10 protein-coding genes are annotated in these 13,047 nt (G+C 71.1%); 4 read left to right on the top strand and 6 right to left on the bottom strand.

Annotation, left to right across the window (positions count from 1 at the left end; all coding sequences use genetic code 11):
• Positions 1 to 428: 428 nt before the first annotated feature.
• Both PV396_RS04675 and PV396_RS04670 read right to left on the bottom strand, forming a co-directional pair.
• Positions 429 to 2,027 (bottom strand): FAD-dependent monooxygenase, encoded by a 1,599-nt coding sequence (locus PV396_RS04675; protein WP_319200566.1) that lies wholly within the window; start codon positions 2,025 to 2,027, stop codon positions 429 to 431.
• Positions 2,028 to 2,047: 20 nt separating this feature from the next.
• Positions 2,048 to 3,061, bottom strand: a complete 1,014-nt coding sequence (locus tag PV396_RS04670; RefSeq protein ID WP_319200564.1) for a methyltransferase — start codon at positions 3,059 to 3,061, stop codon at positions 2,048 to 2,050.
• Positions 3,062 to 3,279: 218 nt separating this feature from the next.
• On the opposite strand from PV396_RS04670, the gene PV396_RS04665 reads away from it, so the two are divergent.
• Positions 3,280 to 4,890, top strand: coding sequence for an FAD-dependent monooxygenase (locus PV396_RS04665; RefSeq protein WP_319200562.1), 1,611 nt, complete (start codon positions 3,280 to 3,282; stop codon positions 4,888 to 4,890).
• Positions 4,891 to 4,903: 13 nt separating this feature from the next.
• The gene (locus tag PV396_RS04660; RefSeq protein WP_319200560.1) at positions 4,904 to 5,929 is read left to right on the top strand and encodes a methyltransferase; all 1,026 of its coding nucleotides are present in this window, start codon (positions 4,904 to 4,906) and stop codon (positions 5,927 to 5,929) included.
• Between the two features lie 886 nt (positions 5,930 to 6,815).
• Here the strand turns inward: PV396_RS04660 and PV396_RS04655 are convergent.
• Positions 6,816 to 7,292, bottom strand: a complete 477-nt coding sequence (locus tag PV396_RS04655) for a MarR family transcriptional regulator (RefSeq protein ID WP_319200558.1) — start codon at positions 7,290 to 7,292, stop codon at positions 6,816 to 6,818.
• Between the two features lie 130 nt (positions 7,293 to 7,422).
• Between PV396_RS04655 and PV396_RS04650 the strand changes: the two genes are divergently transcribed.
• Both PV396_RS04650 and PV396_RS04645 read left to right on the top strand, forming a co-directional pair.
• On the top strand, positions 7,423 to 7,965 hold the full coding sequence (locus tag PV396_RS04650) for a hypothetical protein (protein ID WP_319200556.1): 543 nt from the start codon (positions 7,423 to 7,425) through the stop codon (positions 7,963 to 7,965).
• Positions 7,966 to 8,150: 185 nt separating this feature from the next.
• Positions 8,151 to 9,467 carry a cation:proton antiporter gene (locus tag PV396_RS04645; protein ID WP_319200554.1) on the top strand — a complete coding sequence of 439 codons (1,317 nt, stop codon included), beginning with the start codon at positions 8,151 to 8,153 and terminating at the stop codon, positions 9,465 to 9,467.
• 166 nt (positions 9,468 to 9,633) lie between these two features.
• On the opposite strand, the gene PV396_RS04640 is transcribed toward PV396_RS04645, so the two are convergent.
• The 3 genes from PV396_RS04640 to PV396_RS04630 are packed head-to-tail and all read right to left on the bottom strand — an operon-like array spanning position 9,634 to position 12,936.
• On the bottom strand, positions 9,634 to 10,494 hold the full coding sequence (locus PV396_RS04640; RefSeq protein WP_319200552.1) for an LLM class flavin-dependent oxidoreductase: 861 nt from the start codon (positions 10,492 to 10,494) through the stop codon (positions 9,634 to 9,636).
• 16 nt (positions 10,495 to 10,510) lie between these two features.
• Positions 10,511 to 11,536 carry a methyltransferase gene (locus PV396_RS04635; RefSeq protein ID WP_319200550.1) on the bottom strand — a complete coding sequence of 342 codons (1,026 nt, stop codon included), beginning with the start codon at positions 11,534 to 11,536 and terminating at the stop codon, positions 10,511 to 10,513.
• Positions 11,533 to 12,936, bottom strand: coding sequence for an NAD(P)/FAD-dependent oxidoreductase (locus PV396_RS04630; protein WP_319200547.1), 1,404 nt, complete (start codon positions 12,934 to 12,936; stop codon positions 11,533 to 11,535). The genes PV396_RS04635 and PV396_RS04630 overlap by 4 nt, the downstream gene beginning before the upstream one ends.
• Positions 12,937 to 13,047: the final 111 nt, after the last annotated feature.

The following is a 13,047-nucleotide window of genomic DNA, read 5'->3' as shown; positions in this document are numbered from 1 at the left end:
GGCTCGGCCCGGTGCCAGGGCCGGGGCTCGGCCCGGTGCCAGGGCCGGGGCTCGGCCCGGTGCCAGGGCCGGGGCTCGGCCCGGTGCCAGGGCCGGGGCCACAGCCGTGCCCCGTACCACCACGGCTTGCCCCGGGCAGGCACGTGTCCGGCACGCGGGCCCGGGACTCGGGCCCGCAGCCGGGGCCGGGGCCAGGGCCGGCGCCAGGGCCAGGGTCAGGGGCGGTACTTCGGCCCCAGGGCCTGCGCCGACTACTTCGGGCCCAGGGGCTGTGCCCGGTGCCAGGGCGGGCACCCAGGCCGGCCGGGACCGGGCCCGGGCCCAGCGCTCGGAGCCCGGAGTCCGCGCCCGGCGCTCGGGGGTGCAAACAGCGCCGGACGGGCTGGAGAGACCAGTCCGTCCGGCGCCCGGGGAGGGAAGGTGCGCGTTCAGCCGCGGCCCAGCAGGCGGAGGACCGCCGCGGTCAGTTCCTCCTCCGGCTTGTCCGCTGCGCCCTGTGAGCGCCAGGAGACGAAGCCGTCGCTGCGGACCAGGACGGCACCGTCTGCTCCGATGCCGTACCGCGACGCCAGTGCGTCGTCCGGGTCGGTGAGGCCGCCGCTGCCGATTCGGTGGGCCTTGAGCGGGACGCCGTGGCGCTTGACGACCGCGACGGCCGCCGCCTCCCAGGCCTGGCCGCCGGCGGCGGTGACCAGGACCGGCCCCGAACCGTACAGGTCGAGCGAGGAGATGGCCTTGCCGTCGCGCTCCAGGGCCACGTGCGGGGCCCTGGTGCCGGCCTCGCCGCTGAGCTGCCGGGGCGGCACCGGCGGACCTTCGGAGTAGCGGTAGCCGAAGACGGTGGTGCTGTAGCTCTCGGCCGGGCTGAGCCCGCCGTCCTCACCGCCGTCCTGCCCGGTACGGTCCTGCATCATTGCCATGGTCTGCTGCAGGGTCATCCAGGCCACCGGCTGCCGCTCCGCCTGGTACGTGTCGAGCAGCGCCTCGCCCGCCGTGCCGTCGAGCACCGCGGCCAGCTTCCATGCCAGGTTGTGCGCGTCCTGGATGCCCAGGCTGGCACCGAACCCGCCCGTGGGCGGGACCAGGTGGGCGGCGTCGCCGACGAGGAAGACCCGGCCGCGCCGGTACTCGCGGGCGACCTGGGCGCCGATGATGAAGCTGAGCCACTTGGCGCCGCCCGCCGGCAGCTGCTCGATGATCCGCACCTTGAGGTCGGGCACGCCGATGGCGGCCCGCACCAGCTCGATGGCCTGCTCCTCGGTGACCGTCTCCAGGGTGGTGTCCGGCGGCATCGCCGTGGCGAAGATCCAGCGCTGGTCGCCGTCGTGCGCGAAGAGGATCGTCGAGGGTGCCGGCCGGTCGAGGTAGCAGACCCCGACCGGACGGCCGCGGGCCGCCTCGCTCAGGTCGGCCTCGAACAGCACCGACAGCGTGGTGGCGAACTCTCCGGGACCGTCGACCTCGATGCCCAGGTCGGAGCGGACCGGGCTGCGGCTGCCGTCGGCCGCGATCAGATAGCGGGCCCGTACGGTGCGTTCGGCCCCGCTCTCCCGTTCCCGCAGAACGGCGGTGACGCCGTCGTCGTCCTGCTCGAAGGAGACGAGCTCCGTGGCGAAGGCGAGTTCCGTGCCGAGCTCGGTGGCCCGCGCACGCAGCAGGTGCTCCAGCCGGTCCTGGTCGATCGGCGCCCATTCGCAGGGGCTGACCTCGCCGGTCGGGTCGGGGCTGTCCGTCGGCCCGCTGAAGTGTTCCTCGGCGGCCAGGGTCTCCGCTTTGATCATCTGGAGCTTGCTGAAGTCCGTGGCCAGGCTGGCCTCGGCCCAGATCCGGGACTCGAGCCCCGCCTGCCGGTAGACCTCGACCGTACGGGGGTTGATGCCCCGGGAGCGGGGATGGCTGAGGGTGTCGGGGTGCCGCTCCACAACGAGGGTGCTGACCCCGTGCGAGGCGAGGAAGACGGCGGTCGACAGGCCGGCGACCGCGCCTCCGACCACCAGCACCTGCACCTCTGAAGGCGCCTTGCTCATAGGAGACTCCTCTCTCTTGTTCAGGCCTTCTTGCGGCACACGACGAGCGTGTCGTACTCACTGAGGGTGGAGACCTCGACAGCGGCGAAGCCGACCTGCTTGGCGACCGCCACGGCCTCGGAGACGGGGTACTCCTCGCCGCCGTCGGTGACGAGCAGCATGTCGAGGCTGATCACGAGGTTCTCGATGTGCGTGGACTCGTCCTCCAGCATCCGGTCGTACATGAGGAGGGTCCCGCCGGGGTTGACGGCGTCGTAGGCCTTCGCGATGAGCGCGGCCCGCTGTTCCTTGTCCCAGTCGTGCAGTACGTGCCCGAGGACGACCACGTCGGCGGTGGGCAGCGGGTCGTTGAAGAAGCTGCCGCCGTGGAAGGTGATCTGTCCGGTCAGCCCGTCCTCTGCCACCCGCTCGTCGAACAGGGGCTCCATCGGAGGCAGGTCGAAGACATGGCCCGTCAGGTGCGGGTGGTGCTTGACGATGATGGAGCACAGGTTGCCCCGGGCGCCGCCGACGTCGAGTACGGAGGCGTGCCCCGACCAGTCGTACTTCTGGGCGAGTTCGGGCCCGACGACATGGGTGAGGGCGTCCATCATCCCGACGAACTGCCGCAGGATGTGCTGGTTCTGGGTGACGGTCTCGAAGTCGCTGCCGGACTGCGGCTTTCCGGTGCGCAGACCCTCGGAGAGCCGGCCCCAGGCGGGGTAGAGGTTCCTGTTCGACCGCTCCAGGAAGCCGCCGACGTAGCTCTTCTGACCGTGCACCAGGTAGGTGTCCGCGCCCGCGCCGTTGCGGTAGGTCCCGTTCTCGCGCTCCAGCAGACCGAGGGCCGTGAGCAGGCTCAGGAAGTCCGACAGACCACGCCCGTGCAGCTCCAGAGCGGCCCTGATCTCCTCCTCGGTGGCCGGGCCCTTCTCGTGGAGCACCGTGAACAGGCGCAGCTCGACGGCGGTCAGCAGCGCCTTGGCGTCGCAGAACATGTTGCCGAGCCGGATGATCCCGGCAGGAGTGCTGACGTCGGGAATGGTTTGCGTCATGCGCTTGTGCTCCTTCCAACGCCTGCCGTGGCCGAGTGCCACGCGGCCGGGGGACCGTCGCACGGCCGAGTCGAGAGGCCCTCGAACGGTGCCGGGGCGGTCCGGCGGGACGGCCGGCGAGCCCTCCGCCGAACCCCTTCGCTCCACCGCGTCTTGAGGCCGCGCAGCTATTCATCTCGCGTCTGTCCGTCCGACCGGAGCGTCCAGAGGGGACATGCATGTATGACGTGAGGATTCCAGTGCTGATCATCGGTGGAGGGCCCGTGGGGCTTGCCACCGCCCTTTTCAGCGGACGGCGTGGTGTACGCACGATGCTGTTGGAGAAGCGTGACAGCACCTCCACCCTGCCGCGCGCCCCCGGCCTGCAGGCCCGCACGATGGAACTGTTCCGGGCAGCGGGCCTCGGCGCGGACATCCGGGCACTGGAGATGGGCGACTCGCACGCCTATTTCGAGGGCGGCATCATCAAGGTGAACACGTTCGCCGACATCGACAACGCCGAGCTCCTCGAGGCCCCTTCGCTGGACGGGCCGACGGTCAGCCCCGAGCGGGTCATGGGCTGTGGACAGGACCGCTACGAGAAGGTGCTGGTCGCCAAGGCGCAGGAGGCCGGCACCGACATCCGGTTCGGCACCCGCCTGATCTCCTTCGAGCAGGACGCGGACGGCGTCACCGCCATCGCGGAGGAGGACGGCGGCAAGCGGTTCACCATCCGGGCCGACTACCTGGTGGGGGCGGACGGCGCCGGCAGTCTCACCCGCGAGGCGCTCGGCGTACCGCGCAACGGCCGCGGCACCGTCTTCAACGCCCTCAGCATCTACTTCCGGGCGCCCGAGCTCGAAGTGCTGCTGAAGGACCGTAAGTTCATCCTCTGCTACGCCAGTGCCAGCGGCACCCTGATGGGCCTGTCCCGGCTGCACGGCTGCGACCCCTGGCTGGCGGCGCCCATCTACTTCCCGGAGAAGGGAGAGAAGCCGGAGGACTACACCGACGAGCGCTGCATCGACATCGTGCGCCGCTCGGCCGGCAAGGACATCGACGTGGAGATCATGGACAAGGTGCCGTGGCGCGGCGCCCAGTTGGTCTCCGACACCTTCCGGGTGGGCCGGGTGTTCCTCGCGGGTGACGCCGCCCACGTGCACCCGCCGGCCGGTGGGTTCGGCGCCAACACCGGTATCCACGACGCCCACAACCTGTCCTGGAAGCTGGCCGCGGTGCTGCAGGGCTGGGGCACCGACACCCTGCTGGACACCTACGACGCCGAGCGCCGTCCGCTGGGCAAGGCCATGTCGGAGCAGGCGCTGGTCCGCAACCGGATCCGGCACGGCTACGCCACCGACCAGGACAAGGCCGACTTCGTCGACGACGTCGTCATCACCCTCGGGTACCGCTACCGCTCCTCGTCGGTGTCCGGGCCGGCGGACGCCAAGGTGCTCTCCCCCGACCTGGAGCTCACCGGCGAGCCCGGCACCCGCGCGCCGCATCTGTGGCTGCGCCGGGGGGACGAGGAGATCTCCACGATCGACCTGTTCTGGGACTCGTACGTGCTGCTCCACGGCCCCGACGGCGCCGACTGGGCACAGGCGGCGACGAAGGTCGCCGAGAAGCTCGGGATTCCGCTGCGCACCCATGCCGTGGGCGCGGACCAGGAGCTGCGGCCCACGGACCGCGAGTGGACCGACGTCTACGGGGTGGGCCCGGCGGGTGCGGTGCTGGTGCGTCCGGACGCCTTCGTGGCCTGGCGCTCGGCGGAGTCCGCGGACGACCCGACGGCGGTGCTGTCCGATGTGATCGCCCGCGCGGCCGGCCATGTGCCGACCACGGTCTGAGAGGACCCACGAGATGACTGACACCATCTCCGCCGCCGGACCGGCGGCCGTGCTGGGCCAGGCCATGGCGTTCCAGTCGGCGAAGCTCGTGCTGACCGGGATGGAGCTGGGCCTGTTCGAGGCACTGGCCAAGGAGCCGGGCGACGAGGAGGAGTTGCGCAACCGGCTCGGCCTCCACTCCCGGGGCACCGGGCACTTCCTGGCGGCCCTGGCCGAGCTGGGTTTCCTGGAGCGGGGTGAGTCCGGCCGCTACCAGAACTCGGACATCACCCGGTCCTGCCTCGTTCCCGGCGCCGAGGGCTATCTCGGTGGCTTCCTGCGGGCCGCCGACCAGGTGATGTACCCGGCGTGGGGCAAGCTCTCCGAGTCGCTGCGCACCGGGGCACCGCAGGCCGCCACGTACAGCGGCGAGGACATGTTCGGCGAGCTGTACGACAGCGAGGAGAAGAAGGACGGGCTGGTCGGCATGGCCGAGGACGCCAGTCGGCCGCTCATCCCCGCGCTGGTGGACGGCTTCGACTGGGCGGCTCACCACTCGGTGCTGGAGCTCGGCGGCTGCCGGGGCAACGTACTGGCCGGACTGGCCCGGGCCCATCCGCATCTGGACCCCTGCGTGTTCGATCTGCCGCAGCTGGAGCCCGACTTCACCGCGCACATGGCGTCGATCGGGATGACCGGCAAGGTCCGGTTCCACGGCGGGGACTTCTTCGCGGGTGCGCTGCCCGAGGCCGACGTCCTGATGATCGGCCACGCGCTCATCGACTGGAACGACGAGCAGCGCCGGCAGCTGGTCCGCAACGCCTTCGCGGCGGTGCGGCCCGGCGGGGCGTTCCTGGTGTGGGACCCGGTCATCGTGGACGGCGAGGACAGCTATCTGCGAAACCTGATCCGCAGCCTGAACCTCCAACTGATGACACCGCACGGCACGGGGTACGACCTCACCCAGTGCGCCGAGTGGATGCGAGAGGCAGGCTTCACCTCCGTCGACCACACCTCACTGGGCCACGACGTCACCCTGGTCATCGCCAGAAAGGAGTAACCCGCAACCGTGCCCTCCGGCCACGCGTGGCCCGCAATACGACCTGCGGCCACGCGTGAACCGCCAGTACGGCCACGGCCACGGCCACGTGTGAACGGTGATGTCACCAACGGCCGCACGTGAACCGCAGCATGACCACGGCCGCATGTGAACCGTGGCGTGACAGACGGCCGCGCGTGACCCGCAGCCCGGCCTGCAGCCCGGCCTGCAGCCGCGAGTGAACCGTGATGTCGCCAACGGGCACGCGTGAACCGCAGCGGGATGACGGCCGCGCGTGAACCGTGACGCGACCCACGGCCGCATGTGAACCGCAGTGCGACCACGGCCACCTGTGAACCGTGATGTCACCAACGGCCGCACGTGAACGCAGCGTGATCACGGCCGCGCGTGAACCGTGACGTCACCTACGGGCGCACTCCCCGCCCAGGCCCCCGGCACCGCCCGGAAGGCCGGGCGACGCCGGCCTGCACCCCTCCGGCCCCGGCAGCTCCGTCGCTTCGGCGTCGCGGGCCCCCGGGGCCTGTGGCATTCAGCCACGAATACAGGCCGCGCGTGGGCCGCGGCGCAACCCACGGCCGCGCATCCCCGCCCGCCGGCTCGCGGCACCACCCAGAAGGGCCGGGGCGACGCCGGCCTGCACCCCTCCGGCCCCGCCAGCTCCGTCGCTTCGGCGTCGCGGCCCCCGGGGCCTGTGGCATTCAGCCACGAATACGGGCCGCGCGTGGCAGGGCGGCGTAACCCACGGCCGCGCGTTGGCCCGCGGCGTGAACCACGGCCGCGCGTTCCCCGCCCCGACCCCCGGCACCACCCGGAGGGCCGGGCGACGCACCCCCAACAGTGACCCCCGCCCCTTCGGCATCGCAGCCCCCAGCGCCGGGGGGCGCGTTCAGCCGCGGATGCGGGCCACGTGTTTCTCCTGGACCTCGCGGCTGCCCCGGACGAAGTCCAGGAGCAGCCGCAGTTCGGTCTCCGAGTAGCGCCGGAGCCCCTCGACCGCCTCCTCGGCGAGCGGCCGGTAGATCTCCTCGGCGGCCCGCCGTGTGCGCTCGCTGGGCCGCACGACTGACCTGCGCCGGTCGTCCGGGTGCGGTTCCCGGGTCAGATAGCCCAGCTTGTCCAGCCGGTCCAGCATGGCCGTGACGCTGCCGGTGGTGAGTCCGAGCGCCGTCCCCAGTTCCCCGGGGGTGGCGCTCTCCCGCTGGAGCAGTACGTCCAGGCAGCGCAGATCCGTCTGGTTCACCCCCAGCCGGGCGGCGGCTGCCGCGTCGACCGCCTCCACCGCGCCCTGCAGGGCGCGGATCTCGCCGGCGAGTTCCCAGTACAGCGCCTCGTTCGTCGGGCCGTCCACCGCTTCACTTGACATTCAAGTATCTCGACCTTCAAGATAGAGGTACACCTTGAAGGTCAAGATAGTTGACTCCCAAGGAAAATCAAGCCGCAAGAAGGCGCAAGAAATCGGGAATGTTGCCCGGGTTCCAGAAAGGAACACTGTGATGAACAGCCCGCAGGACTCCGCACAGACCAACTCCGCACAGCCCAACACCGAACACCTCGAGACCTCCGACCACGGGGACACCGTCCGCGTGGAGACCTTCTACGTCAGCGAGAAGAAGCTCGGACACTGGACCGAGGCCCGGCGGATCGAGGTCCGCGCACGTCGGGCCTCGCTCCACCTCGACCTGCGCTCCCACCGGATCCCCGAGGGCGAGATCGTGGTCCACCTGGACGCCGAGCGCTCCACGGTCAAGCTGCTGGTCCCGGACGGGGCCGTGGTCGACGAGCGGGAGCTGGAGCTGCCCGACCGCTCCAAGGTCAAGGACATCGAGCGGCATGTGCCGGGCAGCGGACGGCGCATCCGGCTCACCGGGCGGCTGCAGCACAGCGAGATCCGGATCTCACGCGGCGGCATGGCGAACCTCAGCACGATGTTCTCCCGCGAGTTCGTCGAGGAGGCCCGCAGGGCGCACCGCGACGGCGACCACCCCGCCCTCCCCGACCCCTCCCTCCCGGGCCCCAGGCCGAAGGACATCGTCTGACAGTCGACGAGGTCTTGAGGGGCTCCCCTTACCTTCGCGGCCTGCCCGCCGGTCTCCGGACGGGCAGGCCACAAGACCACAGGGAGCCACGCAATGACCCAGGACCAGACTGAAGTGCCGCTCGCCGGCCTCGCGGTGATACCGGGAACAGCCCCGGCGTCCTCCGACGAGGAAGGGGACGCCCGATGGAGCTGAGCACGACCGCGAGGCTGCTGCTCGACCTGGTGGTGATCGTCGGGGTGGCACGGCTGCTCGGCGCGCTGGCCCGGCGCCTGCGGCAGCCCGCCGTGATCGGCGAGATCCTCGGCGGAATCCTCCTCGGCCCGACGCTGTTCGACGGCGAGATCACCTCGTTCCTCTTCCCCGCCGACGTCCGGCCGTCCCTGACGACGCTGGCCAACATCGGCGTGTGCGTGTTCATGTTCCTCGTCGGCCTGGAGTTCAACAGGGGCCTGCTGCGCGGTCAGGGCCGCATCGCGGTCAGCGTGTCGCTCAGCGCGGTCGTCCTGCCGTTCTCCCTCGGAGCGCTGCTGGCCCTGCGTCTCGTCGCGAACCATCCCACCGGCGACCGGCTCGCCTTTGTGCTGTTCCTCGGTACGGCGATGTCCGTGACGGCGTTCCCCGTGCTGGCCCGCATCCTGACCGACAAGGGCCTCATCGACACACCCATCGGCGGACTGGCACTCGCCGCCGCGGCCGTCGACGACGTGCTCGCCTGGTCGATGCTGGCCGCCGTGGCGGCACTGGCCGGCGCCGGCGGCGCCCCCTGGCAGATCCTGCTCGTCCTCCCCTACGCCGCCGCGCTGGTGTGGGTGGTACGGCCGCTGCTGGCCCGGCTGGCCAAGCGCGAGGCCTCGACGGGCAGGCCCACCGGGCGGGTGACCGGACGGCTCGCCGACGCCGGCGTACTGCTCGCCGTCGGCGCGGGCCTGTGGCTGTCGGCCCGGGCGACCGACTGGATGGGACTGCACCTGATTTTCGGAGCGTTCCTGTTCGGCATCGTCATGCCGCGCGAGGGCGCCTCGAGGCTCCGCCGGTACGCCCTGCCCCGAGTGGAGCAGCTCTGCTCGATCCTGCTGCTCCCGGTGTTCTTCATGGTGGCCGGCCTCAAGGTCGACCTGTCGTCGATGAACGCGACGGCGTTCGGCGAACTGGGGCTCATCCTGCTGGTGGCGATCGGCGGCAAGTTCGTCGGCGCCTTCCTCGGGGCCCGGTTCAACGGGGTGCGACCCCGGCATTCGGCCGTGCTCGCCGTCCTCATCAACACCCGTGGCCTGACCGAGCTGATCGTGCTGACGGTCGGGCTCCAGATCGGTGTGCTGGATCAGCCCCTCTACTCCCTCATGGTCGTGATGGCCCTGGTCACCACGGCCATGGCGGGCGTACTGCTGCCGTTCGTCTACCCCGACGAACGGATACGTCAGGACCTGGCCGCCCGCGACCAGTCGGCGCCCCTCGGCAGGACCGTCACCGGGGCACGCCCACCGCTCTCCGAGAAGTAACCGCCTACACCCTTTGTTCGAGCGGAACGGCAAGGTCCTCCACAGGCGTCGCCCGTGGAGGACCTTGCCGTCTGTCTGTGACACACGCCACGCACGCCGCACACGCCGAGCCGGGCGGACCGGCGGGGAGGCCGATCCGCCCGGCTCGGGCCGGGACGTGCGGAGGTCAGCGCAGGGCGGCCTCCGCGAGGAGTTCCAGTTGGGCCGGGTCCGCCGTGCAGGGGAAGACCAGCAGCTCGTCGCAGCCCGCCTCCGCGTAGGCCGACACCGTCTCGCGGAGCGCTTCCGCACCGATGACGACCGCCTTGGCGGCCATCTCGGCCTTGGGCCCGATGAAGGCGTAGTACGCCCGCAGATAGCGCTCGGCCACCTCACGGGAGCCGGGGCCCAGGCACGCGTACGTCAGGGCGACCAGCCGGGGCTTCTCCGGGCGCCCCTCGGTCCCCCAGGCCTGGCGGGCCCGGTCGGCGAGTTCCGCGTACCCGGTGGCCGAACTGCCTCCGGCGATCCAGCCGTCAGCGTGGCGGGCGGCCCTGGCCATCGCGGCCGGCGTGTGTCCGCCCACGATCAGCTCGGGAGCGTTGCCGTCCGGGAAGAAGGGACCGATGCCGGGCACCGGTCCCTTGCCCGCCCAGATGGCCTTCATCTCGGTGATCATGTCGTCCAGCCGCCGGCCGCGATCCCGGTAGCGCGCCCCGGTGGCCTGGAAGTCGTCCTCCCGGCCACCGGCCGCCACGCCCAGCGTCAACCGCCCGCCGGAGAGCGCGTGGACGGTGGCCGCCTGTTTGGCGAGGACCGCCGTGCCCGGCCGGTACGCGGCGATCAGGATGCTGGAGACCAGCCGGATCCGCTCGGTCACCGCGGCCGCGGCGGCGAGCGAGGTCAGCGACTCGTAGTTGTCGTACACCAGCCGGTCCAGCACGCCGAGACTGGCGAAGCCGTGGTTCTCGGCCTGCCTGGCCCAGGTGGTGAGCCGTTTCCCGTCGACGTCGGGAACCGTGGTGGGCAGCCCCACTCCTATCTCCATGGCGGGCTCCCTCCCCTCAGGCGGGCTTGCGGGCGACGAGCAGGGTGTTGCCGAGCAGCAGCGGATGGCTGGTGACATCGGCGAAGCCGGCCACCCGCATCCACTGTTCGCAGTCGCCGGGGTGGTAGCCCGCCCCCGCCGGAGTCATCACCAGCATGTGCAGGCTGGACACCAGCGCGGGCAGATGGGGTTCGTCCCCCGGCATCGGGTCGTACACCAGCAGCGCACCGCCCGGGCTGACGGCCTCGAAGGCCTTCGCCACCAGCTGCTTGCGTTCGTCGACGGAGAAGTCGGCGAGCACATGGCCGATGACCAGCACGTCCGCCGCGGGCAGGGGGTCGGCGAAGAAGTCCCCGCCGACGAAGTCGAGCCTGCCGTCCACCCCGAGGGTCTTGGCGTGCTCCGCGCACGGCTCGGCGTTCTGGGGCCGGTCGAAGACCTGGGCGGTCAGCTCGGGCCTCGCCCCCAGGATGAGCCCGGCGAGGTTGCCGCGCGCACCGCCGATGTCGGCGAGGGTACGGAAGTCGCTGAAGTCGACCGCCTCCAGCAGCTGCGGTATCAGCGGGGAGCTGAGGGCGTCCTGCATGGTGAGGAAGGCCTGCCGCGCCCGGGGGTCGTTCAGCATCTCCTCGAAGTCGCCCTCGGCCTGGGGCTTTCCGGTGCGCAGCGCCTCGGTGAGCCGTCCCCAGGCGGGGTAGAGCACGTAGTTGGCGCCGTCCAGGAACCCGCCCCGGTAGTTCTCGCCGCGCACCAGGCATGCCTGCGCCAGTGCGCTGTTGTAGTAGCGGCCCTCCTTCTTCTCCAGCAGCCCGAGGGCCACCAGGGCGTCGAAGAAGTCGGTGGCCGAGCGGGCGTGCAGCCCGGTGGCGGCCCGCAGTTCCTCGGTCTCGGCGCTGCCCTCGGCACTGCCCGCGAGTGCGGTGAACACCCCGACCTCGACGGCGCTGAGGAGCAGCTTGGAGACCGTGAAGCTGTGGCCCAGGCCGCTGATCTTGGTGATGTCCTCGGGGGAGACCGCTGTGGGCCGGGTCGTCGTGGTCATCGGGCCGTCCCTCCTTCCGCTCGCCGCAGGCCCAGGCTGGGCCCGAAGGACAGGTACAGGCCGCCCACGGCGTTGGCCGGGCTCATCGGGGCCTGCTTCTGCTCGTGGACCTTGTTGAGGTTGGCCAGGGGATTGGGGTCGCCGCTCTCGGCGCCGTTGAGGTGTGCGTGGACGCTGGCGTACACGTCCTGTGCGTCGTCCATGTCGGCGATGCCGGTGACGATGCGGTTGAACGCCTCCTGCAGGTCGAGGCTGTCGCGCTGGTGCTGGGTGAGCCGCTGGGCGTTGTAGAAGTGGTGCTCCTTGCCGCGGTAGCTCTCGTAGAACACGGACACCAGCACCAACAGCCGCTCGTAGGCGTGCCGGTAGACGGTCTGGTAGAACTCCCAGGCCTCGTCCTCCGCGACGTCTCCGCGCAGCACGCTGGACAGTGCGGCGGCGCTGAGCATCCCGCTGTACGTGGCCAGGTGGACGCCGGTGGACAGCAGCGGGTCCAGGAAGCAGGCCGCGTCGCCGCTGAGCAGGTAGCCGGGGCCGCAGAAGCGCTCGGCGGTGTAGGAGTAGTCCTGTTCGACCTTCATTCCGGACACCTGCTCGGCACCTTCGAGCAGCGCCGCCACCTGCGGGCACTCGGTGACGACCTGGTCGTAGACCTGCTGGATGCCGCCCTGGGCGCGCTTCTTCTCGTTGAAGATGTCCCGTCCGGTGACCAGTCCGACGCTGGTGGTGCCGTCGTGCAGCGGGATGACCCAGAACCAGCCGTCGGGGGCTGAGGCCACCGTGATGGCGCCGTCCGGGCCCCGGTCGAGCCGCTTGACGCCCTTCCAGTAGCTCCAGGCGGCCACGTTCTGGAACACCTCGTGGTACTTCCGGCTCTTGTGCTGCCGGGCGGCCAGCAGCCCGGTGCGGCCGGAGCAGTCGATCACGTAGTCGAAGCCGATGCGGCCGGACCGGCCCGGGTCCTTGGAGTCGACCCAGGTGGCGGCCACCGGCCGGCCGTCCTCGAAGTGGACCTCCTTGACGGTGGTCTCCTCCACCACCGTCACACCCAGCTCGGCGGCGTGGCGCAGCAGGATCTCGTCGAACTCCGAACGCACCACCTGCCAGGCGTTGGTGCCGTCCGCGCCGAGCCCGCTGAAGTTGACCTCCCACTCCTCCGGGCCCCAGAAGAAGTAGGCACCGCCCTTCGGCTGGAAGCCGTGGCGGTTCACCTTGTCCCAGACGCCGAGGTACTCGAGGATCGGCCGGCACGAGGGCAGGATCGACTCGCCGATGTGATAACGCGGGAACTTGTCCCGTTCCAGCAGCGTGACCTCGAATCCCTCCTTGGCCAGCAGACCGGCCGCCGTGGAGCCGGCGGGACCTCCCCCGATGACAAGGATCTGGGTGGAGTCGCGCATGAGCTCTCCAATCTCTGCGTCGCCGGGACGCGGTAGCAGGGTGGGATGCCGTGCCTCACCGTCGCGCCGGCCGCTGGAAGAGGGGTGGAGATGAACTCGATGAGCTTCTCG

It is taken from the genome of Streptomyces sp. ME02-8801-2C (genome assembly GCF_033793965.1).
Taxonomy (GTDB): domain Bacteria; phylum Actinomycetota; class Actinomycetes; order Streptomycetales; family Streptomycetaceae; genus Streptomyces.
Note: the sequence above shows the minus strand (reverse complement) of the source record. Positions and strands in the feature narration are given on the sequence as shown.